24 protein-coding genes and 2 pseudogenes are annotated in these 24,686 nt (G+C 54.8%); 20 read left to right on the top strand and 6 right to left on the bottom strand.

The window, feature by feature from the left end:
• Positions 1–458: 458 nt before the first annotated feature.
• From C5C07_RS19405 to C5C07_RS21185, 5 genes and pseudogenes are all read left to right on the top strand, one after another.
• Complete coding sequence (locus C5C07_RS19405) at positions 459–1,358, top strand: SOSS complex subunit B family protein (protein ID WP_115805896.1); 900 nt, start codon at positions 459–461, stop codon at positions 1,356–1,358.
• Positions 1,359–2,336: 978 nt separating this feature from the next.
• Positions 2,337–3,341 (top strand): PQQ-binding-like beta-propeller repeat protein, encoded by a 1,005-nt coding sequence (locus C5C07_RS19400; protein WP_115805895.1) that lies wholly within the window; start codon positions 2,337–2,339, stop codon positions 3,339–3,341.
• A pseudogene (locus C5C07_RS22235) lies at positions 3,338–3,532 on the top strand (helix-turn-helix domain-containing protein); the annotation flags it as partial. The gene C5C07_RS19400 and the pseudogene C5C07_RS22235, both read left to right, overlap by 4 nt.
• 144 nt (positions 3,533–3,676) lie before the next feature.
• Entirely contained in the window at positions 3,677–4,117 is a 441-nt protein-coding gene (locus tag C5C07_RS21975) for a hypothetical protein (protein ID WP_233510466.1), read from the top strand.
• 123 nt (positions 4,118–4,240) lie between these two features.
• Positions 4,241–5,287, top strand: coding sequence for a hypothetical protein (locus C5C07_RS21185; RefSeq protein ID WP_147302053.1), 1,047 nt, complete (start codon positions 4,241–4,243; stop codon positions 5,285–5,287).
• A 305-nt stretch (positions 5,288–5,592) separates the two neighbouring features.
• Here C5C07_RS21185 and C5C07_RS19390 read toward each other — a convergent pair whose 3' ends face one another.
• The gene (locus C5C07_RS19390) at positions 5,593–5,877 is read right to left on the bottom strand and encodes a PadR family transcriptional regulator (RefSeq protein ID WP_115805893.1); all 285 of its coding nucleotides are present in this window, start codon (positions 5,875–5,877) and stop codon (positions 5,593–5,595) included.
• A gap of 1,548 nt (positions 5,878–7,425) precedes the next feature.
• Here C5C07_RS19390 and C5C07_RS19385 point away from each other — a divergent pair.
• The 6 genes from C5C07_RS19385 to C5C07_RS19360 all read left to right on the top strand — a co-directional run bounded on the left by C5C07_RS19385 (position 7,426) and on the right by C5C07_RS19360 (position 13,918).
• Complete coding sequence (locus C5C07_RS19385; RefSeq protein WP_081605253.1) at positions 7,426–8,190, top strand: IclR family transcriptional regulator; 765 nt, start codon at positions 7,426–7,428, stop codon at positions 8,188–8,190.
• Positions 8,191–8,275: 85 nt separating this feature from the next.
• Positions 8,276–9,295 (top strand): tripartite tricarboxylate transporter substrate binding protein, encoded by a 1,020-nt coding sequence (locus C5C07_RS19380; RefSeq protein ID WP_233510464.1) that lies wholly within the window; start codon positions 8,276–8,278, stop codon positions 9,293–9,295.
• Between the two features lie 28 nt (positions 9,296–9,323).
• On the top strand, positions 9,324–10,748 hold the full coding sequence (tcuA, locus tag C5C07_RS19375) for an FAD-dependent tricarballylate dehydrogenase TcuA (protein WP_115805892.1): 1,425 nt from the start codon (positions 9,324–9,326) through the stop codon (positions 10,746–10,748).
• Positions 10,745–11,275, top strand: coding sequence for a tripartite tricarboxylate transporter TctB family protein (locus tag C5C07_RS19370; RefSeq protein WP_115805891.1), 531 nt, complete (start codon positions 10,745–10,747; stop codon positions 11,273–11,275). Before tcuA ends, C5C07_RS19370 begins: the two co-directional genes overlap by 4 nt.
• Entirely contained in the window at positions 11,276–12,784 is a 1,509-nt protein-coding gene (locus tag C5C07_RS19365) for a tripartite tricarboxylate transporter permease (protein ID WP_115805890.1), read from the top strand.
• Positions 12,785–13,918, top strand: coding sequence for a 2-methylaconitate cis-trans isomerase PrpF family protein (locus C5C07_RS19360; protein WP_115805889.1), 1,134 nt, complete (start codon positions 12,785–12,787; stop codon positions 13,916–13,918).
• Here the strand turns inward: C5C07_RS19360 and C5C07_RS21970 are convergent.
• A complete protein-coding gene (locus C5C07_RS21970) occupies positions 13,891–15,285 on the bottom strand; it encodes an SLC13 family permease (RefSeq protein ID WP_233510463.1) in 1,395 nt (464 codons plus the stop codon). The genes C5C07_RS19360 and C5C07_RS21970 overlap by 28 nt on opposite strands.
• Positions 15,286–15,695: 410 nt before the next feature.
• Here C5C07_RS21970 and C5C07_RS19350 point away from each other — a divergent pair, with 410 nt between their 5' ends.
• From C5C07_RS19350 to C5C07_RS19325, 6 genes and pseudogenes are all read left to right on the top strand, one after another.
• On the top strand, positions 15,696–16,187 hold the full coding sequence (locus C5C07_RS19350; protein WP_115805887.1) for a hypothetical protein: 492 nt from the start codon (positions 15,696–15,698) through the stop codon (positions 16,185–16,187).
• 16 nt (positions 16,188–16,203) lie between these two features.
• A pseudogene (locus tag C5C07_RS22190) lies at positions 16,204–16,463 on the top strand (hypothetical protein).
• A gap of 296 nt (positions 16,464–16,759) precedes the next feature.
• Complete coding sequence (locus tag C5C07_RS19340) at positions 16,760–17,155, top strand: hypothetical protein (RefSeq protein ID WP_115805886.1); 396 nt, start codon at positions 16,760–16,762, stop codon at positions 17,153–17,155.
• A gap of 98 nt (positions 17,156–17,253) precedes the next feature.
• Positions 17,254–17,592, top strand: a complete 339-nt coding sequence (locus C5C07_RS19335) for a hypothetical protein (protein ID WP_115805885.1) — start codon at positions 17,254–17,256, stop codon at positions 17,590–17,592.
• Between the two features lie 74 nt (positions 17,593–17,666).
• Complete coding sequence (locus C5C07_RS19330; RefSeq protein WP_115805884.1) at positions 17,667–18,596, top strand: DUF955 domain-containing protein; 930 nt, start codon at positions 17,667–17,669, stop codon at positions 18,594–18,596.
• A 582-nt stretch (positions 18,597–19,178) separates the two neighbouring features.
• Positions 19,179–19,595 carry an SWIM zinc finger family protein gene (locus tag C5C07_RS19325; RefSeq protein ID WP_115805898.1) on the top strand — a complete coding sequence of 139 codons (417 nt, stop codon included), beginning with the start codon at positions 19,179–19,181 and terminating at the stop codon, positions 19,593–19,595.
• Positions 19,596–19,630: 35 nt separating this feature from the next.
• Here C5C07_RS19325 and C5C07_RS19320 read toward each other — a convergent pair whose 3' ends face one another.
• On the bottom strand, positions 19,631–19,816 hold the full coding sequence (locus C5C07_RS19320) for a hypothetical protein (protein WP_049969016.1): 186 nt from the start codon (positions 19,814–19,816) through the stop codon (positions 19,631–19,633).
• Positions 19,817–20,197: 381 nt separating this feature from the next.
• Between C5C07_RS19320 and C5C07_RS19315 the strand changes: the two genes are divergently transcribed.
• Complete coding sequence (locus tag C5C07_RS19315; RefSeq protein ID WP_115805897.1) at positions 20,198–21,124, top strand: transcription initiation factor IIB family protein; 927 nt, start codon at positions 20,198–20,200, stop codon at positions 21,122–21,124.
• A 17-nt stretch (positions 21,125–21,141) separates the two neighbouring features.
• On the opposite strand, the gene C5C07_RS19310 is transcribed toward C5C07_RS19315, so the two are convergent.
• Both C5C07_RS19310 and C5C07_RS19305 read right to left on the bottom strand, forming a co-directional pair.
• A complete protein-coding gene (locus C5C07_RS19310) occupies positions 21,142–21,486 on the bottom strand; it encodes a hypothetical protein (RefSeq protein WP_115805883.1) in 345 nt (114 codons plus the stop codon).
• A complete protein-coding gene (locus C5C07_RS19305; RefSeq protein WP_115805882.1) occupies positions 21,479–21,841 on the bottom strand; it encodes a MarR family transcriptional regulator in 363 nt (120 codons plus the stop codon). The genes C5C07_RS19310 and C5C07_RS19305 overlap by 8 nt, the downstream gene beginning before the upstream one ends.
• Positions 21,842–22,051: 210 nt before the next feature.
• On the opposite strand from C5C07_RS19305, the gene C5C07_RS19300 reads away from it, so the two are divergent.
• Together C5C07_RS19300 and C5C07_RS19295 are read left to right on the top strand one after the other, a co-directional pair.
• Positions 22,052–22,360, top strand: a complete 309-nt coding sequence (locus tag C5C07_RS19300) for a ribbon-helix-helix protein, CopG family (RefSeq protein ID WP_004062141.1) — start codon at positions 22,052–22,054, stop codon at positions 22,358–22,360.
• Positions 22,361–22,861, top strand: a complete 501-nt coding sequence (locus C5C07_RS19295) for a PIN domain-containing protein (RefSeq protein ID WP_115805881.1) — start codon at positions 22,361–22,363, stop codon at positions 22,859–22,861. It abuts the gene before it with no gap.
• 737 nt (positions 22,862–23,598) lie between these two features.
• On the opposite strand, the gene gfo6 is transcribed toward C5C07_RS19295, so the two are convergent.
• The gene (gfo6, locus tag C5C07_RS19290; RefSeq protein WP_115805880.1) at positions 23,599–24,672 is read right to left on the bottom strand and encodes a D-xylose 1-dehydrogenase Gfo6; all 1,074 of its coding nucleotides are present in this window, start codon (positions 24,670–24,672) and stop codon (positions 23,599–23,601) included.
• Between the last annotated feature and the right edge of the window lie 14 nt (positions 24,673–24,686).

Below are 24,686 nucleotides of genomic sequence, written 5' to 3'. Positions count from 1 at the left end.
GAGGCGTTTCCGTTGCGTCTGCGACGGACGGGACAGGCTCGTGCGGGTCCGGGCGCGGTGCTGTTCCAGCGGGTCCTCGCTCTCTGCGGCCTCGCTGTGGCCGTATGCGACGCCGTTCACCACCGTATACCCCCCGGCCGTGCCGCCTCGGCGCCGCGGCCGCTTCCGTTGCGTCTGCCGACGGACGGGCGTCGGCGCGGCGCCGACCCGCGGTGACCGGCTGGGTATATGGCGGTGACCGCGCGCTCACCTCGAGGTTCACCCCCCGCACTCGTCTGTGGGGGTGCCGTCGGTGCCGCGCCGCGCCGGACAGGGTCCGGCGTGAAGGCGCGGCGCGGCCACCTCGGTGACGGCGTCATCGGTCGACGTCGGTGCCGTGGCTCAAGCAGGTTGGTTCGTGAGAATCCCGCGAGTAAGGTCGCGGGCGTCGGCGCGTCAGCGCCTTCGAAGTTACGACAATGTCTAGTAACAACTCCAATCGCAAGGTAGTTTCGGTGGCTGAACAGGCGTTCGAGCAAGCGGATGAGACGACAGTCGACGAAGATGGGTTTGAGGTCGTCGACGAGACGCCGCAGTTCCAGGCGACGGTGCAACAGGAGATCCAAGCAAAGGTTGATGCGAACCACCCAGATGGGATTGCAGACACGAGCGACGAGCGGATTCACGGCGTGACGTTGGCCCAAGAAGAGCGCATTCGAGCGCGGGAAGCTGAACTCGAACGGATTAGTGCTCGTGCGGAACTGGGCTCGCAAGAGGGTCGTGAGGTGCGGTCGCGAACGATTGCGGCCGAGCGGAGCGCTGCGCGACGGCGGCAGTTCCAGAAGCGGGCGGCAAGCGTGAACCCGATGGCTGACCCCGACCGGGCAGATCCCCGGACGGAGTTGACCCAAGCACAGTTGGGCGCAGTGAACTCTCAGGCAAAACGGTTGGCAGAGAAGCTGGATGGGTGGTCACGAGCGGCGATCAGTCGGCGGCTGAGCGAGGCGGTGTTGGGTGGCAAGGACATGATGTCGGCAACTGTGAGCGTGTTCGAGGAACTCGAAGGTGCACCGGGGACGATGGTGCCAATCGGGAAGCTTGAGGGCGTGTCGCGACGCGAGGTGTGCGTTGAAGGGACGTTGACGACAGTGTGGGAGTCGGAGTCGCCGGCGATTCAGCAAGCGGGGCTCCTCGAAGACGAAAGCGGGCAGGTGAAGTTGACGAGTTGGAAGGCCTCGGACGTGCCGTGGATTCGCGAGGGCGAACGTGTGCGGATTCACGGAGCGGCGCGGAACTGGTACGACGGGCGTGTCTCGATTGCCCTGACGGGGTGGACGACCGTGCACTTCCCCGAGCGCGACGCTTGGTGGGACGCCTAACGGCGCGAGGCAGCTCTCTTTTTTGTTGGTGGCCGGGCCGACCCAGGCCCCGCCGCCCCACCCTCCGCTCCGTGCTCGCAGACGCTGCGCGCGCAGCCACGACCAACCCTACCGCTCTGGTGGTGATGCGGTCAGAAGATGTCTACTGTCACGAGAAAATGTGTTTGTCTGTCTATGGAGAGGCGGAAGGCACGCACCCAGTAACGATGACTGATAAACGACTTCCCAGCCAGTGAAGGCCTCGAATTTACCTCCACGAGGTTAGCTGCTATCTGACTGCCTGAGACCTACCGCCGCCCCCTGCGAATGGGAGTCTCTGTCACGGACCATGCAGGGCGACTAACACCACCAGACGCTGAATGGTTCGGCGGATCTGGACATGGGTGGTGCACCACGTCTCCGAACACACCCATACCACCCCGAGCGTTCCGGTGAGGACTAAGAGGGCAAGCAAGATCAAGAACGGCCACAGTTCTTCGGCCACCTCTGTCTCGGAGGCGAGTGTCCTCAATTTGGACCAACTGGAGGGACGAGAAGGGGGCGAATGGCATTTTGTCCTCAACGAGCACTTCGAGGAGTGCGGCGCTCGCGACAGCAATTGACTACTCCTCTCGTAGCCTCTTGTGGTCGTACGAATTCGTGTGGATTGTTGGTCGGGACTTCGATTAGTTACAGACGACCTTCCTAGGCTTGCAGGTGACTAACCCACAACTTCATCCTTGGAACATCAACCTACCTCCCGTGTGATTTATGACTCTCTGACCTAGAAATGTCAATTGGATGTTTAGAAGAGCCCTCCTCGCTAGTGTAGCCGCGAGTCTCTCAGGCTGCAGCCTTGCACCAGAGTCAACTTCCGCCCCAAACAACACTTCTGAGTGGGGCCACCGTAGCACAATCGAACCCGTGAGTGGTTCGTGGACAGTACAGCACGGCGATCGTGCCCGATCTGGAACAGGTCCCCAGGTTTCTGATCCTGAAATGGCGTGGTCGACCCGTCTTAGTGGGTCTGTCATCCAACCACCGTCACAACCACTCGTCGACGGACGGGTGGTGGTCCAAGCGAGAAAGTTCTCGGTGACAGCAATTGATATGCTGACAGGAGATGAAGAGTGGCAGGTTGAAGTGCCAGACGGGGAGCAGTTAGTAAAACCACCATCTCTTTCTGATGGATGGGTATACACCGTGAGTCAGACCACAGTAGCTCGTATTCACCTTGAGACAGGGGTGCGTGAGACGATTCATCAATTCCCAGCGTCGGTTACCATTCGAACTTCGCCACTTATCATTGATGGCACTATTGTTGTCGGGGTCCAGCGAAACACCGAGAGTCAACTCATCGTATTTGACCAACTTGCAGCATCACCGACCGTACTCAGTATGCCCGTAGCACCGAGACATCTCGCAGCGAACCCTGACACGGTCTACGTGCGAACGAAAAACACACTACTCGCAGTTGACATCGGTTCGTGGACAGTCCAATGGACGCACTCGGGGATCGAGGGTGGACATCTTGGTGATGTTCCGCTTGTCTGGAATGGGACGATATACACCGGAACTGGAGGCGGGTATTTCGTTGCCGTAGACGGGACGACAGGTGTACAACAGTGGCAGACACAACTCCCTGGGACGCATAGTTTTTCACCAACCGTCCTTGACGAGACACTCTACACGACTGACGTGAGTGGGACACTATATCAAATCAGCCCAGAAACCGGTTCTATACAGGCGTCAGACACAGTAGAGGCGTCTAGAGAGTTGCCTGGTGTTGCACTCGGGAATATCGACCAGTCGCCAGTAGTTGCCGGGGACCGGGTACTGTTCGTTGCACCAGACGGTGGCCTAGCCAGCGCGTCGCCTAGCGAGTCTGGACTTGATGTCCATCGCCTGCCAACCCTTGAGTACAGAGCAGTCGCTCCACCAACAGTCGTTCGCGGGGCGCTGTTTGTGAGCGCTGCACCACTGCTGTATGGGTTAAGTTCATGACAGTGCAGCAACGCGCCCCAGACATCGGGTGGGAGCAATTGGAGTATCTCTTCCGGTCAGAACACCGTCAGCAGATACTCAGCACTCTTCCAACTGACTTCACAGAGGAACGAATGATTAGCAACCAAACCCCGGCGTCTCGACCAACAGTCCACCGATGCCTCTCAACGTTTGTTGAGTTTGGGTGGGTACTGAGAGATGGGACCCGATACAGACGAACACGTGCTGGAGAGGTCATACTCAAACATGTCACCAACACTCTCGAGTATGTAAACCGAGCAGGGGCGTTCGCACCGCTGTTTGAAGTTGCAGCCTCGCTAAGGATCCCATCCCCAATGGCGCCCCTCTCCGAGGCGACAATGAAGCTTTCGACACCTCGTGCGCCGATGAGAGCTGCGTCAGCATTTAAGGAATGGGTGTCTGATGCGAAGTACACTCGAATGCACGCGTATCTTGGGACTGTAACCGAATCACTTCGAGAGTCACTCGTCACTCAAACTAATGCTGAGGAGGCCACAGTACTCATCGGTGAGCGCCAGCTCGACCCGGCTACCGAACGTACTTCGACATCGCCAAACATGACTGTTCGTGTACCGGAGTGGAACTCACAGCACGGTCTCGAAAAAAAGCTTATTCTCGTCGTTCTCGACCAGACGAACAGTCTCATTGGAATCCTTGACGACAACAACATCATCACCGCCTGTGCGTGGGGAGATGATAGTCACCTCGCGCACTACAGTCTGCGTCTACTTGGTTCGATCCCGGAGTCCGATTAGCTGTCGGGTACACTACTTGTAGTTCCACTGCTGGTGATTTTTCATCTCTCGAAAAAGAACACCTGATGATATTATTCAGTAATTATCTATTTCTCTTCAGCAGATCATTGTGTTGATGTATCAATGGGACGCACAGACCGTACCTTTGGCCGTCGAACAGTTCTCAAACAGGTCGGACTCCTCGGTGCTGGTGTTGTTGGCTCGGCGCAGCTTGCGCGTGCACAGTCAAGTTCTGAACCAGTTGGTGCTGTTTTGAAAAAAGAGCCACACGATCCAATCTCTGAATCTGAGATCGCAGAACTGCATGCGGAAATCGAACAAAGGTTCGGCACTCGGTATGGCCGCGAACTCACCGTAGGGATGCACCCCGTTTCTGCAGAGACCCAGGCACTCGTTGCGTATGCGATTTTGGTTGACGAGACTGGGACGCCAGAGCGATACCATGGGCTGGTGACGAAGCTAGACTCCCGAGAAAGAGCAGTTGCCTCACAGCAGGCGACTGAGGCGCACCAACGACATCAGAAGGCAGATGCATTCATTAACACCGGCACCTATCGAATCGCAAGTGACGATACGATCGACTCTGACAATTTCTCTGACTGGGGGTCGGTTACCAACGAGTTCGGTGATAGTGATGGTGGCAAGGTCATTATGACTTCGGAATGCTACAACAATACGGATAATGATAACGTGTGGGGGCTTGGTACGAACACCCAGGTAATCCCCGGCGTTAATACTGAGGCTGGTACAGCTGGGCTCAACGAGTCAGGTCGAGCGGAGCACCGATGGGATAAGTCCCCCGCAGATCCCAGGATTATTGATCGCGCACCCACTGGAACGAAAGATGGCCAAATATCAACGGGCATCGACCTTTCTGTTTCAATTGGGACGGATACAAGTGGGAGTGGTACACTACGTGGCACCTACACCCAGCCAGACTTGCACTTTAGTTCGAAAGGGAGTACAGTCTCAACGGAGCTCAATTGGTCGTATAATCAGAGCTCCTTCGATATCACGTGGGATACGGAGTACCTCTCAATCTGTAAACTAGGCGGTGGTCTCGACTACCGCGACCTGATTGTTGAAGACTATTACAATGGGGAGTTCACGAATGGTCCTGACGCATCGCTCGGTCAGACCTTCCAAAATGTCCCCTATGGGGGCGTCTAAATAACCTTCGAGGGTACATTCCCGGACTCACCGCGTGCAGGTGTGAAGCGTAACACTCGGTCTAGTGTTCCACATTCTTGGTGTACCAGCTGTTGAAATGCAGCGTTGACATTGAGAAGAGACACTCTTCCCACCTGCTCGTCGATCCGGTTAGAAACTAGCCTCTCAGCAAATCGCCAGACGTGAAGAGGGTTTCAACAGATCCAGGAGAACAACTCTCAGCGAGAACATCCAAAACCCAGTCAAAACTGTTCGTACTTCTGACTCTGGCGAGAAAATTTAACAATCTGGCTTGATTTCTCACGTTATTCCGTGAGTTCGCTGGTATACTGTTGTTCCCAGTCGTCGCGGGCTTCGATTTCCCGGCGACCTCTGGCTGTGATCGCGTAGACGTTCGTTCGGCGGTCCTTTTCGCCTTTGTCGAGCAGTCCCTTCTCAACGAGCGTGTCGAGGTTGGGATACAGCCGGCCGTGGTGGATCTCGGTTTCGTAGTAGTCTTCGAGTTGGTCTTTGATTGCGAGTCCGTGTGGCTCATCCAAGCCGGCGGTGACGTACAGCAGATCGCGTTGGAACCCGGTCAAGTCGCGCATTTTGCTGTCCGCAGCTAGTTTGAGAATACATATACGTTTGTTGGCCTCCAGTCGGGTTTCAGGGTGGCCTTGCTGGACGAACGTTTATATCGGAACGTACGACCACGACGCGGTATGCCGCCCTACCGTGACCCGACCGCGGAGTTTCGACCGTATGGCGAAGCGACGCAGCTTCCGGACCTACAGTTGGAAACTGACCATGCCGAGTACGGCGACGGAATCCCGGAGCGTAACTACCCTGCAGGTGACGACCGGGATACGGTCACCTGTCTGACCTGTGAGCGGGCCATTCCTCGGACCGAGAGCCAGTGTCGGTTCTGCCTCGAACAGGATGTCTCGGTCCCAGACAGCACCTCTGACCCCCGCGAGCAATCACTCCACGGCATCATCTGCCTGCTCGTTACGTCACAGTCTTCGCGGGGTGCACTCGCAAAAGGGACTGCAGCCACACGATTACTGCAGCGTTCCCACTCGTCAGCCATTGATGAGTGTACACTTGTTGCAGCGCTCGAACAGCCGATTGCGGAGCCACTTCGAACGCGATGGGGCCACCTCCCGGATGTTGTCCCAGCGACTGGATCGCGTGCGGGTGGGTTCGTAGCGAAAGCACGGTCAGTCTCGTTGTGGTCCGCTTCTCCTTCGGCGGAGGGTTCTTTTTCGCGATGGTACGACGCTGCTGGGACGCAGATTACTGAGGACTCCCGTCGTGAGCAGTTGCTCTCGGATTCAGAGACGTGGGTTGTCCCGGCGATTGCGCTTCGGCGAGCGTCTGTTGATATCTCGCCGTCACAGTCGTCGTCGGCCTCGCCAACACGGCAACGGCTCCGCTGTCAGTCGTGTGGTAAGCAGACACCGCATCGGTTCGACTCATGCGACGACAGCCCACCCGCAGCGTGGGCTGGTGAGCCGGTCTGGCAGTGTTCCGTGTGTCGAACACCGCAGTACGGACCTGAGCTGAACGCCTGACGCTGGAACTATGGCCAGATTCCACTAGGATTCTAGGAATCTAACCGAAACCATCTGGTTCAGACTGAGTTTGTATCTGCCATTACAGTACTATAGTTTGTTCTTCTGAAAATGAGAGTTCCCATCAGTGCTCGCAAGATGCTATTCATCACGAAATTCTTGCCACTCAGATGTGCTCCGATCTCTATGCTCGGCCATGATCGGATACCGCGCGCAAGTTAGATTCGATTTTAATCACTATGGAATATTCCTCTTGGAGAAAATTCCTTAGATAAATGGGTGAAAATTATATTCTTTTTATCATACATAGTACAACTTACAGGGCTGAATATCGTAAAACCTCAAATATGGGTGCATCTGGACCAATACCATCGCTAATCACCGTATTAATGGTTCAAGGATTGTCTCTATCGAGACTAAACCACACCATTCTCTCCAAAATAATTCACAATATCTGAACCTCCCTGTAAACGACTCTTTGCCTTACTCACTCCCAATTCGGCTTCTCTGAGTATGAAATAAGCCTCATTTAGGATTCACAAATCGTGAACACTTTTGACTCCCCTGATGAAATGGTCTAATATGCCCGGGAATGAATCTGGTCGCTCTCTCAAGACGCTTGAAAATGCCTTAGAAATCATTGATATAATTCAGGAACGAGATGCGCTTACTATTGGCGAAATCACCGATGAAGTCGGATTCGCGCGGAGTACTGTTCATGGGTATGTCAAGACGCTTGAAAACGAAGACTACCTCACCAAACAGAACGGAAGTTATAAGCTAGGGATGGCGTTTCTCGACAAGGGTGGGGACGTCCGGATCCGAGACCAGCAGTTTCGAACAACGATTCCGAAAATCGAAGAAATAGCCGAAGAAACCGGTGAGCGAGCTCAATTTATTGTCGAAGAACATGGTGTTGGGACATACATCCATACAGCGATTGGGAACAATGCTGTACGGGCTGATTCTCGGATTGGGAAGCGAATAAACTTGCACGCCAGCTCGGCAGGTAAATCTATTCTCGCTCATCTTCCGCGTAGTCGTGTTATAGAAATTATTGACCAGCACGGCCTCCCGGCATTAACTGAAAACACGGTCACAGACCGAGAGGCTCTCTTTGACGAATTACAGAAGATACGCGACCGCGGATACGCAGTCAGTGACGAGGAGTCTATCGGGGGACTGAGAGCTGTTGGTGCGCCGGTTTTGAGTAATGACACCGTCATCGGTGGCGTGAGTATCTCGGGACCTGCACATCGAATCAAAGGAGAGAGATTCCGATCTGAGCTTCCGAACTTCCTCTTGGGCGTGACAAATGAACTCCAGCTGCGATTAGAGTACCAGTAGCGTCACTTCTCGTGAATACAATCAGTAGTGCTTCATTATCCTCATCATCGTTAACCTTATTAGTCAAACCCCAATCGTCCGGTGCATGGCACATGACACCAATGCCAGTATGACACGCCGTGGCTTTATGGCCGCAGCTGGTGCCGGAACCGTAGCACTCTCAGGTTGTAGTGCGGTCCAGAGTGAGCTCCAGGGTGGCGGTGGCGAATACCCTAGTGAAGATCTCTCCTATATCGTCCCCTTCAGTCAGGGCGGCGGTACCGACACTTACGCTCGGAAGATTATGCCCCAAGTTTCCAACGAACTGGGTTCTGGGATCGCAATCGAAAACGTACCAGGAGCTGCCTCGCTGAAAGGGGCTGCTGAGATCCTTCGGTCCGAGCCCGATGGATACACGTTTGGTGGATTCAACCCACCGTCAACGCCGATCTCCTACTTGGTACACCAGCCGGATTGGGATATGACGAAGCTCATGCCCGTCTGTACGTACGCCCGGACGCCCTACGGAATCTTTGCGAATCCAGAGCATAACATTGAGGGCCTCAAAGATCTCGTCAACCGTTACCAGTCTGGAGATCTCAAGCAATTCGCAGGGCTTGGACGCGGTGGCATCGTCAACCTCGCTGCTATCGTGATGAAGAATGACTACGGTCTGAACTACAACCAATATGTCGCTTACGACGGCGCTGGACCTGCGATCAAAGCGGCTGTTTCCGGTGAAGTCCCCGTCGTCGCAACTACTGACACTGCGGCGCAGAGTGCCGTTGAATCGGGCGATCTCGAGGTTGTCTCGATTCTCTCGAGTGAGGGGAGTTCTGTCTTCCCTAAGGCACCATCCCCGTCGGACACCGGTTTCAAAAGCATCGACTACATCGGCCAGCTCACTCGGTGCATGTTCCTCCCGCCTGAAACACCTACGGATGTCCGCGATACCCTCGCAGAGGGTGTTAAGGCTGCACTCCAAACCGATGAAGTGCAGACCTGGTCAGAGCAGACTGGAAATATTGTCGAATATGGTTCTCACGAACGCGCTAAGAAGGCCTTAGTGAACTCCATCAATACAATCCCGGATAAAGTCAATATGTCGAAGCTTCGCGGCGAATAACACTCAAAAGCATCAACAAAATCCTACAATGAACGCATCTGGGTACACTAATACGTACAATTACGATATTGTTGTCGTCGGCAGTGGTACCGCTGGTCTCGCGACCGCGCTCCGCGCTGCGGAACTTGACCGTACTGTTGCCGTCCTCGAGAAAGCTCCTCGTGAACATCAGGGCGGACACACTCGATTCAGCGAATCGTTCCGTGTTCCCTCCGTTGGGACTGACCTTGAGCAGTATGGCTTCGAGTTCGACATCAAAGACTACACTGCCGACGAGTTCTACGAAGATATTCTTGATCAGACTAGTGACCGGGCAGATCCGGACCTCGCTCGCTATCTCGCCGAAAACGCCGGCGATACCCTTGAGTGGCTCACCGGTTCCGCTGGCGTTGACTGGCAGATGGAACCGCTTGCCGTTGGGTATACCGTGGCGCGCACGTGGTTCGATGGCGAAGAATATGTTGACACTGTCACTGAAGCTGCTGAAAACGAAGGTGCAGACTTCCACTTCAAGACTGAAGCTCGTGGGTTCTACCGAGATAGTGATGGTAGCGTCGTCGGTGTGGATGCGATAACTGACGATGGCCCTGTTCGATTTGAGGCTGATGCCGTTGTCCTTGCAGCCGGCGCATACAGTTCGAGTGACGAAAAGCGCGTTCGGTACTATGGACGTGATTATGACGCGATGAAGGTACGTGGCAGTCGATACAACACTGGCGAAGCACTCGAAGCAGCCAGCGATATCGGTGCTGATCTCGTCGGTCAGTGGGGTGGTGCCCATATGGCACTTATTGACGCTGCTAGCCCGGACGTCGCTGGTGGTGCAAATCGTGTCGATGGCTACCAGTACGGCGTCATCGTGAACGACGAAGGAGAACGGTTTGTTGACGAAGGTCAGGACGCTCGTGCACATACTTACGCGAAGTTTGGCCGTCTCATCTTTGAGGAACCAAATCACGTCGCGTACATTGTCGTCGACTCGAAGGTTCACGATCTCCTCCGCGCAACTGGACCGTCGGATCCCACCATCGCGGATAATCTCCCCGATCTTCTGGACGAAGTCGGATGTGGCGACCCCAAGACAGCTGTTGCAAACATTGAAGAGTACAACGCTGCCTGCGATCCAGGTGAGTTTGAACCAGAGGTTCTCGACGGGAACGAAGCAACTAGCGTTACACCCCCGAAGACGAATTGGGCACTCCCCATTGATGAGCCCCCCTACTACGCGTATGCCGTCACTGGTGGTATCACGTTCAGCTTCGGTGGTGTCCGCACTAACACCGACGCAGAAGTCATCGACAGTCGCGGCGAGACGATTCCGGGACTCTACGCTGCTGGGAACAGCACCGGTGGACTGTTCTTCGACAACTACCCTGGTGGAACTGGCCAAACGAACGCGGCCGTGTACGGAAAAACGGCGGCTGAGTCCGCTAATGAGTTTATCCAAAAATGAGCACATCCAAATCATCGGTGATGGATCGACTCACGGATACTGTCCGCGGTGAGCATGTGTTCGCCGCGCTACTAGTCACACTTGCCGTGTATATGTTCGTCACAGCCTACGACTTCCCACCGGCAGCGCGTCTCTTTCCACAGGCTGCGTCCGGACTTGTCTTGGTCGCAGCCGCGCTTCGCGTCCTAAACAACATCATCCCTTACGAATTCACCAAAGATGACGCTGTTGTACTCAGCGGCTCTGATACCGATGAGTCGTCGACGTCAGGGACGGAGACGAGTGAAGATACTACGGAGAGTGAAAACCTAATCCGCATGCTAGTCCTTGGTACGCTCATTACAGGGTATATCCTACTTGGGTACACCGTTGGGCTATTCTGGGTAACTCCGGTTTTTGCACTCGCCTACCTCGTCTACACGGGTCAGAAGTGGTGGGTAACCGCGATTATCACCATCGCACTTACTGGGGTTGCCTATGTCTTCGTTGCGCTCATGAACCTTGATATTGTTACTGGAGGGCTCTAAATGGTCGACCTTAGCATACTCTTCCACGCAATCGAAACGGTTGTCTCATGGCCGGGGATTGCGCTCCTCGCGCTCGGTGTCTTTATTGGTATCATCGGCGGTGGTCTTCCCGGTGTCGGAGGAGCACTCACCTTGGCAATTGCGACACCATTCACACTCCAGATGGGGGATATCACCGCGATTATCTTCCTCATCGGAATATACAATGGAGTCATGTACGGGGGTAGCATCTCTGCAATTCTATTCAATGTTCCAGGTTCTGCGTCTGCAGCAGCGACGACGCTCGAAGGCTATCCGATGGCGAGAGTTGGACGTGCCGTTGACGCACTTACTATCTCAGCTGTTTCCTCAGCTATCGGTGACTTCCTCGGTGGAGTGGCCGTTCTCGCAATCCTTCCTGTACTCGTATCAATCGTCCTCCTGTTCGGGACGCCTGAGTACTTCTTAGTCGCAGTCCTTGGACTCTCGCTCATCATGGTCGTCTCTGAAGGATCGTTCCTAAAAGATGCAATGGCGGGCGGGTTCGGCGTGATGCTTGCAACTGTTGGGATCGCACCAATGCTCCCAACACAGCGATACACGTTTGGCCAGCTCGGTCTTCACAACGGAATCAGTTTTGTCGCAGCCCTCATTGGGATTTTCGCAGTTTCGGAGATGCTCCGACTGAGTAAGCAGGGCGGGACGATTTCGCGTGGTGGAGATGTTGACATCGGAGGGAGCGTCCGGTCGGGTATTCGGACGGTCCTTTCCAAACCCTTCACGCTCATCAAGTCATCCATCATCGGCTTGCTTATTGGTGCAGTTCCAGGCTCCGGAGGGTCTGTCTCAACGTTTATCGCGTACGGCGAAGCAAAACGTGCATCTAATAATCCCGAAAAATTCGGAAACGGTTCCGAAGAGGGTATTATCGCCACAGAGTCCTCAAACAACGCGACAGTAAGTGGATCGCTGATTCCGACACTAACGTTCGGTATCCCTGGGAGCACCACAACCGCTGTCCTCATCGGTGCACTCATGCTTCACGGGATCCGCCCTGGTCCAGCACTCTTTGGCGCACAGATCAATCTCACATACTCGATTTTCGTCTCACTCGTCGTATGTAGTCTCATTGTCTTTGCCCTCGGCCTCCTCGTAGTTCGGTGGGCAGGCTACTTGACGACGGTGAATACCTCTGTGATTATTCCCATCATTATCGTGCTGTCCGTTTTGGGCGCGTTCTCGCTCAATTCGAACTACATCGACGTATTCGTCGTGCTCGCATTGGGGATTGTCGGGTACTTCATGGAGTCGTACGACTACTCCATCGTCGCGTTCCTTCTGGGACTCATTCTTGGTCCCATTGCGGAGGAAAACCTCTCCAGATCGCTCTCCCTTAGCAACGGAAGTTTGGATATTTTCTTCGCAACCCCCCTTCGACTGCTGCTGATCGTCGCAACGGTAGTGATCATCGTCGGGCCGTACCTCGGTCCGGTGCTGAAACAACAACTCGGCTCAACCACAAACGCTTAAATGGATCAGAATTCACTACAGTGCGCCCTCGTTCGCGGAGGCACCAGCAAGGGAGTTGCCGTCGCTCGCGATGAACTCCCAGAAGAGAACACCAATACAGCACTCCTCTCGCTGTTCGGTAGTCCTGATGAGCGTCAAATCGATGGACTTGGTGGTGGAACATCAACGACATCCAAACTGATGATCATCGAAGAGAGTAATCGAGATGGCATTGACATAGACTACGAATTTGGTCAGGTCAGTGTCCGTGATCCGACCATCGATTATGGAGGGAACTGCGGAAACATGACGACTGTCGTTGGACCGTTCGCTGTCGATCAAAATATGATCGATGTCCCCGACTACGGTGAAACAACAGTTACGCTCTATAATAAGAACACAGAGACACGTATCGACCAATCCTTCGAAGTCGTCGGCGGTCGTACAGCTACTGTGGGCGATCACAAGATCCACGGTGTTCCTGGTACTGGCGCTCGGGTTGACACGACGTTCTACGATCCGGCCAGCACAATTGAAAAAGGACTCTTTCCGTTCAATGAACGGGTAACGACACTTGATGTCGATGGAAGGTCTGTCGAGATGACGGTCTTAGATGTTACAACTCCCGTTGTTTTCGTCCGAGCATCTGACCTCGGTGTCACTGGCACGGAGCTGCCCGAAGACATCGATAACAATCCTGAGTTCCTTGACCGGATTGAGCAGATTCGAGCGACCGTGTGTACGGATCTCGGCATCGTCGATTCTCCTGAGGATGCAACCGTCGAATCGCCTGGCTTCCCAAAGATAGCGTTCGTCGCGCCGCCAACCGATTACGAAGCGACCGTAGGCCACGTTACTGAATCGGAAATCGATATTACAGCTCGAATTATGAGCATGCAGTACCTTCACCCAGTATATGCTGTGACAGGTGCATCGTGTACTGCAGCCGCGACACTACTTGAGGGGACGATTCCAAATCAGGTCGCAGATGCCCCCGATAGTGGTACGGTTGAGTTGGGACATCCGAAAGGAAAAATGTCGATCGAGGCCAGCGTCAACGGTAACAACACGGTAGAGAGCGTAACGGTCTCGCGTACACACCGACGCCTGATGGAGGGTCAGGCGTTCTATACGCTTGAGACAAACGGCCAGTAGAATAGCCATGCGGTAGTGCTAACTCCTAATGAGAGAAGGAGTGTTACGACGCCGAACTTAGCAACCTCTCTCTGTTTTAGTGGCCCCTCTTCGTACGCAAGCAGGGCGGAGGTTGTGTTGAACGGAAGAAACGTCGTTCCACCAATAACGATGAGCAGTGCAAATGAGAGATAAAGTTGGTTCACACCCAGTTGTTCCCCAATCCGAAGCGCGAAAGGGACAACAACGAGCAGCGCCGCAGACCCAGTAGAGAACACAGTACGAATGGCGACTGCGACCAGAAGAAGAATACCAATGCTTGCGAACGTGGGGAGAGCGTGAAGCGGGATTGTCTCTAAGGTCTGGTTGATAAGCAGTTCCACAACGCCCGTATTCGTGAGTGCCTCAAGTAAAGAAAACATTGCACCGATGAGAAAGAGCACGTTCCAGCTCACGTCCTCGACAGCATCTGCACGGATAATTCGGATCTTGGGGAGTCCAAGGATAAGGACTGCCGCAGCAGCTGGAAGAATGGTAGGGATCCCAAGGAAAGATCCGATAATCCACGCAAGGACGGTTCCGGACATCACAGTGGCAACGATCTGTTGGTCACGGTTGAAGCCAGTAGCAGTATCTTTTGTCATCGGTTTCTGAATATCTGGATAACTGAGCGGATAGAGCGCGAAAACGGAAACAGTACCAAGCAGATATAGGACTACTGCAGGAGGAACCATGTATAGGGCCCATTCCACCCACGTGAGGGGACCGACGAGCGAGTGAATGAGTCCAGCAGTGACTACAGCCATACCACCGCCAGTCATGAGTCCAATGGATGCAAGTGGGTTTACTTGGCCAAGGATCAAGAAAGCAGTTTGCGAGAAGTCAGAACTGAAGGAAAGATCAAAAGAGGTCCGAAGACGACGAACTACAGGAATTAGTGTCACGGTCCGAGCCGCAGCAGAGGGCATAAAGACAGCAAGAGAGAGTAGTGCCGCTGTTAGCGATTGAAGTGCATGCGTTGGGGAATTTTTGGTCCCAAGGAGGCGGTCTGCGAGTCGGGTATCCAGATTCACTTCGGAAATCGTGTTCCCCAACAGAAAGAGTAGAAGTAGAAAGAAAACGAGCGAAGAAGAGAACCCAGATGCAGCATCTTGGACGGAATTTGAGACGCCAAGTGCATAGAGGAGCATGACTGCAGTGACGCTTGAGATCACATATGGAACAGCGCGAATCAACCACAGAAGAAGTGTCGCAAGGAAGACTGCTGTCGCGGTCAGACCAGTCTCTGTCATTCCCGTTGGCGGAGTAGCTATGAGTCCGCCAGAAACGATCACGACCGCACCGACAAGACCAAAGATGGAACTGCGATCTAAGAAGTTGCTTGTCACAGTTATCCTCCTATTTATTTGAACTAAAATCAGGTGTTTCCGGCAATCGATTTGATATATCCTGAGGAAGTTCCGATGATGACCCCACCAGACGCGTTATTCCAACTGCTTGTGTGTTCGCCAAGCTTGAGGGGAATATGGCCCAACAGCGAATTAAGGAGGGTTTGCTGCGTGGATGGCAAACAACGAGTTCCGTCATGGTCCGTCCACACTTGGCTTCGAGAAGAATGACCGGTTTCATGTCGGTGAGTTCAACAGTACCAGCGTGAGGTATCTTTCACCGTCTCGAGAGCACCCGTACTCGTGATCTCTGGTGTGTCGCAGTGAGTTGTGTTTGTGTGCGCCGGCGATGGGCGCCGGCGCAGGGGGTCGGACAGACTTCGACTCCTGAGTCGGCGAGGTGACGACGAATGCACCAGGTAATCTATGCTCTCGTGACTGCATCGACAACAGACCAAGCCCTCTCGCGGGCCGCTGACGTATTCGACCAACTGGTGGGTGCTGCCCCGCACGCCGAGGCGGTGTTCGACTATTATGTGACGTTCGATGACGACTCGACAACGGTCGCCGGCAGCGACCGGTGGGGTGACCTCCCGGTTGCAGAGCCTGTTGGCTCAGAAGACGGACAACAGCTCCTTGAGCGCGGGTGGCAGGCGACGACACGCGAGTTTGAGCGAAACCTCGAGCGTGTTCGAGAGGGCGTTGACGACCTCGACGCTGCGGCGATTATGCGCGATGAGGACCTCGTCAGGCATGCGTGCCACAATCTCGGGGCGTACCGCGGGCCGGCGGTGTACCTCTACGACGAGTTCGCTGACGGGGTTCGGCATCGCGAGCGGCTTGAGCAGCTCGTCGGGTCGAACGACCATCTGTGGATCGTTCCCGCTGATGTCCATTACTGAGTCGACGCTGTGTCCAATGGTACTCCTGAGAGAGCCGCTTCCTGATCGTAGTATTGCTGTTCGAATCGTCGTCGACGATGCGGCTGACAGCTATCGTGTCGAGTACACCCCGCTGTCCGGTGGTGTGGTAACCGACGAGTGGACTGTGTTCGGTGGGGCGTTGGCTACGATGCGTCGGTGTTTGCAACTGCCGCCGCTGCACATGCGTTTGTCGAGCGCGTTCGAACGACCTCACACGATGACGTCCTCGCGGAGTTAGCAGTAGACACAGAGTAAATCTTCCTGTGGTGTGTCGCACCGGACTCATATTGGGATACTACTCTGCAATCACCACAGGAAGACAGACGAAATGTACTCTCACTCTGCCACTTTCACGATTGTATTCGTGACCTACGACAGGGTACCTCATTCAGTTCTATTGCGCGTTCAGCAGGTCTACACTACGGCGTTGTTTTTGCGCCGCCCAAAGGGGCGGAGGCGCAGTAACAGATGTTGATTCCAACGTCAGCAGCCGAGTTGTCTCACTTCCCACACCAGCCGCTCGTGACACCTGCAACGGTGGTGAATGATCGATGAGTCTCGAGCGCGTGTTCCGTCACGACGAGGCGCTGTTCGAATTTCTGTGGTGTCCGGTGTGTGGTACTGAGTCGTTCACGCACATTCCCTTCGAGGGGGTGTTCTGCACAGAGTGCAATACCAGCGTGACGTGCCGTGAGTCGCCTGAGTCGCGTGGCTACGATGAGGCGGTCATCATCACATTCGACGCGACGACGACGTGGAATCTCCACGTTGACAAGAAACTTCGCCGGCCGCTTCCCGACGACGAAGCACAAGTTAAGATTCTCGGTGCACCGGGTGACTACCACGTCGATTGGTGGGCACCAACCACGACCGAAGACTGGACGCCAGTCAAGCGCAACGAGTTCGCTGACGACTCCGAACCGGAGGAGGTGTCGCACCTCGCATAGCGTCGATCGAGAGACCCGTCGGTACTAGCGCGACATCGAGATTTTTTGCGCCCGTGATGGGTGCGGGCTGAAGACACAGTCCGTGTGACGTGATTTCCATGAGTCGCCAACAAACAGAGTCTGACGTCTCGATCGACGAGATTCCAGTCGATCTCGAACTCGTGCATTGTTCGGAGTTCACCCGAGCCGACGTTCCCGATGAAATCGAGTCGATTACGTGGTCTCTCCTGAGCGAACGGCCGCCGACAAACCCACTCGTCGTGCTCAAAGCCGCTCGCTGGTGGTACATCCACGGAAAGGGCGAGTCCGATCCCGCGTACTGCTGGGCGATTGAGTGGGTTCGTCACCTCACGACCGGTGAGGCGACTGCGAGCGGCCTGTTCGGCGAGTGTCGACAGTACCTTCGTAGCCTTGAGCGCGAGGACACCGACCAGTAGTTCGCTCCGCCTGTTTTTTGTGCGCCCCAGAGGGGTGCGGCGCGTCCTGGAGGGACGCATCAGAACTGAAACCAATGGCAACAACGAGTTCCCCGTCGGTGTCGTTCGACGAGACCGACACGCGACACGATGAGATGCATCGCACGATCGAACAATGGCTTGCAGACCTCGCTGCCGACGTCGACGACGCTCGGGCGAGCGAGCAGTTTCAAGCGTGGCTGGACGTCCAGAGCCAGTTCCACGACTACTCCCACCGCAACACACTCCTCATCACCCTCCAATGCCCCGAGGCGACGAAAGTCGCTGGCTACCGGACGTGGCAGGAGGTGTTCGACCGATACGTTGAGGAAGGCGAGTCGGCGATCTGGATTCGGGCGCCGATCATCACGACCCAATGCCCCGAGTGTGGGAACGCACCGAGCTATCACGAAAACAGCGAGTGTGAGTACGATGAGACGCCACCCGAAGAGTGGTCGGAGGGCCTCGTGGGCTTCAAGCCTGCACCGGTTTTCGACATTTCGCAGACTGAGGGCGAGCCACTCCCAAAGCTGGATACGGCGGCGACCGGTGAGCCTGATACGCTCGTCGATGACCTCACTCACATCGCGTCGGACCTCGGCGTGACCATCCGCATCGTCGATCCCGACGAGTGGCGACATGGGAAGGCGAAGGGCGTCTGCCAGTCGCGGAGCGTCCAAGACCTCACCCCACTCGTGGAAGTGAAGGACCGGCCGAACCGTGCCGATCTCGCATCGACGATCATCCACGAGTACGCCCACGCGATTTTGCACTTCGACATCACCGACGCAACCGAGCGGGCGAAACGCGAGGTCGAAGCGGAGGCCGTTGCGTACGTGGTCGGTCGATATCTCGGCTTAGACACGAGTGGGTCGGCGTTCTATCTCGCGGCGTGGCAGGGCGAGGAGACAGACGTGCTGCAAGAGCGACTGGGTCGGATTAGTGGGACGGCTGAAGAGATTCTGTCGACACTCGACGTGGTCTGAGATCTCTCATCTGTGGTTCTGCTGTCGCGGCTCTGTTGAACCTCTTTGTCAGCTATATCTTGCCCTGCGACAGAGGGTGTTGAGGAACACTTTACAGGGTGTTGTTTTCGCAGGTTCAGCGGTGAATCACCTGAGACATCGAGAAAGCATGCTTATCAGCACCACCAATGGCACAGATATTCTTGAAAATTCTACACTAGAGTTGTATTGTCATCAAAAATCTACCCACTGCAGCACAGCTATCTAAAGCCAATGTACTTCTGAAAAGTTGGGAAAGGGGACCCAACTAACCCTAAACCGGCCGGGCACCCGGATTAGGGACGTTGCCGGTGTTAACACAGAGGCACCCCGGCATTGTGGAGTTCACACATTTATTATTAAATCTATTGATTGAACAGATGTCTCTATAACATCTGGAGAAAACCAAACACAGTTGCTCGATACGGTCTCTGTATTGACTGCAGGACAATCAGGACAGGACAGCACAAAGAATCCGACCTGATTCTGTGTCACCTGTCACTCCGTTCGACAGCGTAGTTTTTCATGCGCCCGAAGGGGTGCGCGCATTGCGCGCTGGCTACCATGACTCCTGTACTACCAGAGTTCGATCCACCTACGCGCGTCCTCAAGCGGGCGCAGTACGAGGCGTTTGCATTCGAACTCCTCGAGGGCGATGTCGGCGATGTCCGTGTTCGCAACGAGAGCTATGCTGACCCGACTGCTCACGAGTACTGGGTTCGGATTCAGGACGGCGTGCCCGATTCGTGTTCGTGTCCCGCTGATGCGAGCGGTGACGGCCCGTGTAAACATCGGGTTGCGGTCGCGATTCGCCCACGAATACTCGAACTTGCGGTCCAGATGCGTGTCGTCGCTGACGGTGGTAGCCCACCAAATGGCGATGATGACACAGGGGACCTGCCCTGCGAGTGTGAACAACTGTCTGAAGCTCTTCCCTGTTGGAACTGTGTCGACGCTGGGCGGCGTAATCTGTCTGAGTAGTCGTTGGTGTGGGTTTCGTACGTCACCAGTACTCGTCAGTCGTCAGACTGCTGGGACGCAGCGTACGCACCAGCAAACTGCTCGCGCATCTCTCGACGGAGCAGTTCGCTCATCACTTCGTAGACGACTGGCTGGGGATACTTGTTGAGGAGGCGTTGGACGTCAGCTGCACATTCGCTTTTTTCAGTCGCAAAGTTCGCGGTCCATGGTGAGCTACTCATATAAGACAGTCATTTGTTGTCTCAGTTAACTGTTTGCCTGGTGAGAAACTTCTACTAACACAGTCCACGGACCGTGGCCTGCAGAGATTTACTGATACGACTGTCGAGTGAACGAAACTCGGTGGGCACGAGGCCCACGAGGGAATTATCAAGGGGAGGATGCAGATGGCTTGGTACGCGATTCCGCACCCGTTGCAGAACAGGGCGCGTCTTGTGTGACACGACGAGCCTGCAACGCTAATCGACCTGCCATCATGTTTGGCCTTGTGGTTCAGTCAGTTAGTGACCTCCAGCCGGATCAAAATTGTTCGAGACAGTAACGGCGTTTTTCGGCCCCTGACGGGTGCGGGGCGCAGCGAGATGCGTCGCGTGGTGTTCGAGATGGCGACACGAGATGTCTACGAGCGACAGTTCGACGAATCGTGCGGCAAATCCTGTGGAAACGCCTCCTGTCCAGAATGTGGCGGCCAGGTCATTACGGACGCTGGTGAGCGACGGTGTGAGTCCTGTGGGCTCATCATCGACGGCCACGGCATCGACCACGGTCCCGAGTGGCGGTCGTTCGAGCGCGACGAGCGCAAGCGGGTGGGTGCACCACGAACGCCGACGCGACACGACCACGGCCTCGCGACCGAAATCGGCCGACACGTCGACGCGAATGGGTCACCGATCTCGGGTGAGCGACGCCAGCAACTCTCCCGACTCCGCACCCAGCACAGTCGGAGTCGGTATCGATCGAGTCGCGAGCGACGGCTGGCTCACGGTTTGGACGAAGTCCGGCGACTCGCCGGCGCATTCGATCTCCCCGACAGCCTGCGTGACCAAGCCTGTCGGTGCTTTCGGTCCGCTCAACAGGCGGACCTGCTGCCGGGGCGGTCGATGGAAGCAGTCGCGACTGCGAGTGTCTATGCAGCCTGTCGATGTGCAGGGCTCTCACGAACGCTCGCCGAACTCGTCCCGCTCGCACGGGTGGCTGACTCGCGCGTCCGGTCAGCGTACAACGCACTCAATACAGAACTCGGGCTGCCTGCGGAGCCAGTTACACCGGTAGAGTTCGTTCCGCGAGTGGCGGATGCGCTTGACGTGACGGATAAGATTCGGCGACGAGCACGGTCGTTAGCCGAGACATCAAGTAGTGAGTGGGCTCATCGTGGCGCGAACCCACATGCAGTCGCTGCAGCGTGTGTGTACACGGCCGCTGTGGAGCGTGACTGGCCGCTCACGCAGGCGCGTGTTGCGGCCGTGAGTGATACCTCAACTCAAACGATTCGAACGCACCACCAGACGTTGTGTGAAGCACGTAGGTGAATGTTCACTTAGGCAGACTACTGGGGGCCGAGATACTGCTTGCACTCTGCAATCATTTCGTCGACGAATGACTCGGTCACTTGTCCCTGTGGATTGACAACGGCGTCATGTTTGATTGTAGCGACGACCCATGGAGAACAATACGAGGTCTTGGTCGGGTCTTTGCCACTCACCCAATCATCTCCAACTTCGAAGTTTCGCGGGAGATTACTGGTTGTGAGAGCTGCACACAGATACTCCTCGCCAGGATACGGGAGCGAGTCTGCAGCAAGAACGACCCAGAGGCGTGGATTTGAGCCGCGTCGAAATGGATCCGGTGCCCAGAATACGTCGCCCTTCTGGAAGCGGTTGGTGTCAGTCACGCTGTTGTCGTGGGTCAACGGCGTGTTCTTGCCACTCGTCGTAGTCGAATGGTTCTTCTTCGCGGCTCGCTGCTGTAGCAGCAGCATGGTTAGCTGCAGCGTCAAGGCTCAAGACGTGGTCACTCACGCGCCAGTACGTGCCTCGATGCTCAACGCGACCTCGTTCTCTGAGCCTGACGAGAGTCGGGCCAACCGAGCCGGGTTTGACGGACGTCCGCTCGGCGATCTCGCTTTGGGTGAACGCTTGGTCAGCATTCTGGGCTAAGAACGAGAGGAGCTTGTAGGCGTTTGTCCCCGGTTTTGGGTTACCATTCCCGTCGTCAATGGTCTCGAAGCGATCCGCGCTGATGGGCATAGTATATCAGATGTACTAAGATGTATTGAATGTATTGGACAGCAGCACTAGCGCTTATTCGGATAGCAGCGGGTGTGGTGAGAACTGTCGACTCTGTTTCGCTCCTTATAGAACTGGACTGCAAATCTTCTGACGATATCTGAGGGGGCTTTGCGAGGGTAACCAAGCGACGAGCAGGCCGACAAAGTTTTGAACACGTACATACAATGTATGTACATGAGCACGAAACGGGTTAACTTCCGACTGCCTGAAGAGTTAGTAGCACACGCGGACATCGCTGCCGAAGTCACTCACAAAAACCGAACGGAGATTCTCATCGAAGCACTCCGACAGTATCTCGAAGAGAAAGAGTCTGATGAGAGTTTCCGTGAGGCTGTTGTCGAACTGTATCTGAATAACCACATCGAGTTTGAGAAACTTGCCGAGATTATCGGGCGACAGGATGCCGAAGCCGTCCGCGCTTCGAAAGAGGTACTTGATCGTGGTGAAGAACTCGCAGACAAACTCGCAGACCTCTAAATGCTCGTTGTAGACACGAGCGCATTCATCTCTCTTTCAGTCGGCGAAGTTCTCGACGCCTTCGTCACCGAGTTTGACGTCGCAACCACAGAGGCAGTTCTTGAGGAACTCCAAAGAACTGCTGAGTACGATGACCGCCATGGCAAAGCTGCCACTGCCGTCCTCGATACGGCCGACGAGTTCACCGTTGTTGCTGTCGCTGGTGGTGAGTTTGTGACGAGCCGAATCGACGATGGTGAAGCCAGCTGCGTAGCTGCAGTCTGTGAGGTGGATGCAGCGTTCTTGATTACCGACGACTACAGAGCTCTTCCTGAACTTCGAAAACTAGTGAGTGCAGAAGTTGCGCTATCTCCGATCGTTCTCCGGGCGCTGGTCAAGCGCGATGCCCTCAGCGAGGAGGAAGCAAGAGTCACCTTCGAGGCAATGGCAGAAGGACGTGATTGGCTCGGTGCGCCGATCTACCGGTACGCTCGACAGCTCCTCGAAGGTACCTCAAAGTAAGGCATCTCTTCTCAAACTCTCCTTCTGACTCTACTGCTACAAGATGATTGGTACGGAACTAGTCCATCCTCTGAAACTGTGTGTCGACACATCCTCGGAGAGTGGATGTGTGCGGGCCTTCTCAAAGACGATCTCGAGCTTAGATAAAATCTGATGGCGAGTTATCTGCATTCTGACTTCGTTTCTCCGGAAGCAATGGCGTGTGTAGTTCGAATATCAGCGGTTATTCGGAAATCTACTAACTCTCAGCATACAATGCCATCATATACTAAATGATGGATTAATGGTTTTTCAGAATACTCACTAAAGAGTGCTCGACACGGCAATCAACCATTCCAGTATTGTAAATATTTATCAATATTATGTTGGGGGTAGAAATCTCCCCGATGATTGGAAAATACCAATCAGCTATCTATACGTCATAATAAAACTTTTTATGAATCATGACAGGAGATTTCATTTGATTTCGACAAATAGAATCTCAATAGTATGTGTGGGGACTGACGTCCAACGATATAATATTGTTCCTCAATTGTAAAACTCTCTCTTGGTAGTAAACTGGGTGTTGGGTGGTTACCAACAGATTCAGTCTAAAAATCTCCAAACCTTGGATGGTTCGGGTGTTTCAATATCGCTGTTCGATGTCGGTGCAGTCGCAGAATGATGTTGGACCGTAAGATAGCCGTGCTGGCAGACCCAGCGCTCGGTTTTAGTTTTACTGCGTCACGAAGACGAGGTTATTTGATTAACGTCGTTCGTTTCGACGCCGCTGCATCGTACACTGCTTCGATGGCTCTCATGTCGAGCACGCCATGTTGTCCGTCGGGACCAATATCACGGCCACTCAGCACGCAATCAGCGAAGTAATCGAAAAGCTCGGTCATTTGGTTGACTTGCGGTGGCGAGATCTCGATTATATCTGTTCCCCGCGTGAGCCGAACCTTCGTTTCTAAGTGGAACGCCGGTTCGATGTACAGTTCCCCCTCGGTGCCGATTATTCGAAGACTCGTCGCGGCGTGTGCGCTTTGGCTCGCAGTACACGATATGTAGCTCCCGTCATCGAATGACAGAGTGAATGCTGTATGCTCATCCGGTACTTCGTCGAATGGGCCGTCCGGTGAGTGCATAAACGCCTGTGCCGCGACAGGATCGGCATCTAACAGGAATCGAGCAGTGTTGAGTGGATAGATTCCGATGTCCGTGACAGATGCCCCTCGCCCTGCGAGTTCGGGATTGAGTCGCCACTGATTCGGGTCATCGGTTAGTTCGAGTATCGACTGTGAATTATTACCGAGTCCGAGAACAGGGTCACCGATAGCACCGTTCCGAATCAGTTCACGACTCTGCCGAATCGCCGGTTCGACTTGCATACGGTAGCCAATCATCAACGGAACGTCAGCGTCCGAACATACATCCCGCATCTCTGCGGCCCGTTCGACGTTTGCTTCCATCGGCTTCTCACACAGTACTGCTTTTCCGAGTCTCGCCGCCGTTTTTGCGTACGGTAAGTGGAGTGCGTTGGGCGAACAGATGTACACCGCATCGTACGCTGCCGCTGCATCACCGTCGTGGAACTCGTCGTAGGTGAGACCACGACTGATCGTCTCGAACTGTGAGACGACCCGTTCTGCTTTCTCCGTCGAGCTGCTCACTGCAACGGTCGTTTCGCAGTTATCTGACTCCTCGATGGCCGGAATCGCCTGTTCGAGCGTCCACCATCCGATTCCAATAACAGCGAATCTGAGTGTACCACTGACTCCTGTCTCCCAATCTCGCCGCTCGAAGTCCTCAAGCATTGATTCGAATGTCATCCGGTATCATATTC

Source organism: Haloferax sp. Atlit-4N (genome assembly GCF_003383025.1).
GTDB lineage: Archaea > Halobacteriota > Halobacteria > Halobacteriales > Haloferacaceae > Haloferax > Haloferax gibbonsii.
Note: the sequence above shows the minus strand (reverse complement) of the source record. Positions and strands in the feature narration are given on the sequence as shown.

Bases quoted from the DNA above. Each gene is read 5' to 3' on its own strand.
- C5C07_RS19340 (WP_115805886.1), top strand. From the start codon at position 16,760: ATGAGTCTCGAGCGCGTGTTCCGTCACGACGAGGCGCTGTTCGAATTT.
- C5C07_RS19300 (WP_004062141.1), top strand. From the start codon at position 22,052: ATGTACATGAGCACGAAACGGGTTAACTTCCGACTGCCTGAAGAGTTA.
- C5C07_RS19350 (WP_115805887.1), top strand. From the start codon at position 15,696: ATGCACCAGGTAATCTATGCTCTCGTGACTGCATCGACAACAGACCAA.
- C5C07_RS19295 (WP_115805881.1), top strand. From the start codon at position 22,361: ATGCTCGTTGTAGACACGAGCGCATTCATCTCTCTTTCAGTCGGCGAA.
- C5C07_RS19365 (WP_115805890.1), top strand. From the start codon at position 11,276: ATGGTCGACCTTAGCATACTCTTCCACGCAATCGAAACGGTTGTCTCA.
- C5C07_RS19380 (WP_233510464.1), top strand. From the start codon at position 8,276: ATGGCACATGACACCAATGCCAGTATGACACGCCGTGGCTTTATGGCC.
- C5C07_RS19360 (WP_115805889.1), top strand. From the start codon at position 12,785: ATGGATCAGAATTCACTACAGTGCGCCCTCGTTCGCGGAGGCACCAGC.
- C5C07_RS19385 (WP_081605253.1), top strand. From the start codon at position 7,426: ATGCCCGGGAATGAATCTGGTCGCTCTCTCAAGACGCTTGAAAATGCC.
- C5C07_RS19305 (WP_115805882.1), bottom strand. From the start codon at position 21,841: ATGCCCATCAGCGCGGATCGCTTCGAGACCATTGACGACGGGAATGGT.
- C5C07_RS19325 (WP_115805898.1), top strand. From the start codon at position 19,179: ATGACTCCTGTACTACCAGAGTTCGATCCACCTACGCGCGTCCTCAAG.
- C5C07_RS19335 (WP_115805885.1), top strand. From the start codon at position 17,254: ATGAGTCGCCAACAAACAGAGTCTGACGTCTCGATCGACGAGATTCCA.
- C5C07_RS21975 (WP_233510466.1), top strand. From the start codon at position 3,677: ATGGCGCCCCTCTCCGAGGCGACAATGAAGCTTTCGACACCTCGTGCG.
- C5C07_RS19405 (WP_115805896.1), top strand. From the start codon at position 459: ATGTCTAGTAACAACTCCAATCGCAAGGTAGTTTCGGTGGCTGAACAG.
- gfo6 (WP_115805880.1), bottom strand. From the start codon at position 24,672: ATGACATTCGAATCAATGCTTGAGGACTTCGAGCGGCGAGATTGGGAG.
- C5C07_RS19370 (WP_115805891.1), top strand. From the start codon at position 10,745: ATGAGCACATCCAAATCATCGGTGATGGATCGACTCACGGATACTGTC.
- C5C07_RS21185 (WP_147302053.1), top strand. From the start codon at position 4,241: ATGGGACGCACAGACCGTACCTTTGGCCGTCGAACAGTTCTCAAACAG.
- tcuA (WP_115805892.1), top strand. From the start codon at position 9,324: ATGAACGCATCTGGGTACACTAATACGTACAATTACGATATTGTTGTC.
- C5C07_RS19390 (WP_115805893.1), bottom strand. From the start codon at position 5,877: ATGCGCGACTTGACCGGGTTCCAACGCGATCTGCTGTACGTCACCGCC.
- C5C07_RS19315 (WP_115805897.1), top strand. From the start codon at position 20,198: ATGGCGACACGAGATGTCTACGAGCGACAGTTCGACGAATCGTGCGGC.
- C5C07_RS19330 (WP_115805884.1), top strand. From the start codon at position 17,667: ATGGCAACAACGAGTTCCCCGTCGGTGTCGTTCGACGAGACCGACACG.
- C5C07_RS19400 (WP_115805895.1), top strand. From the start codon at position 2,337: ATGGCGTGGTCGACCCGTCTTAGTGGGTCTGTCATCCAACCACCGTCA.
- C5C07_RS19320 (WP_049969016.1), bottom strand. From the start codon at position 19,816: ATGAGTAGCTCACCATGGACCGCGAACTTTGCGACTGAAAAAAGCGAA.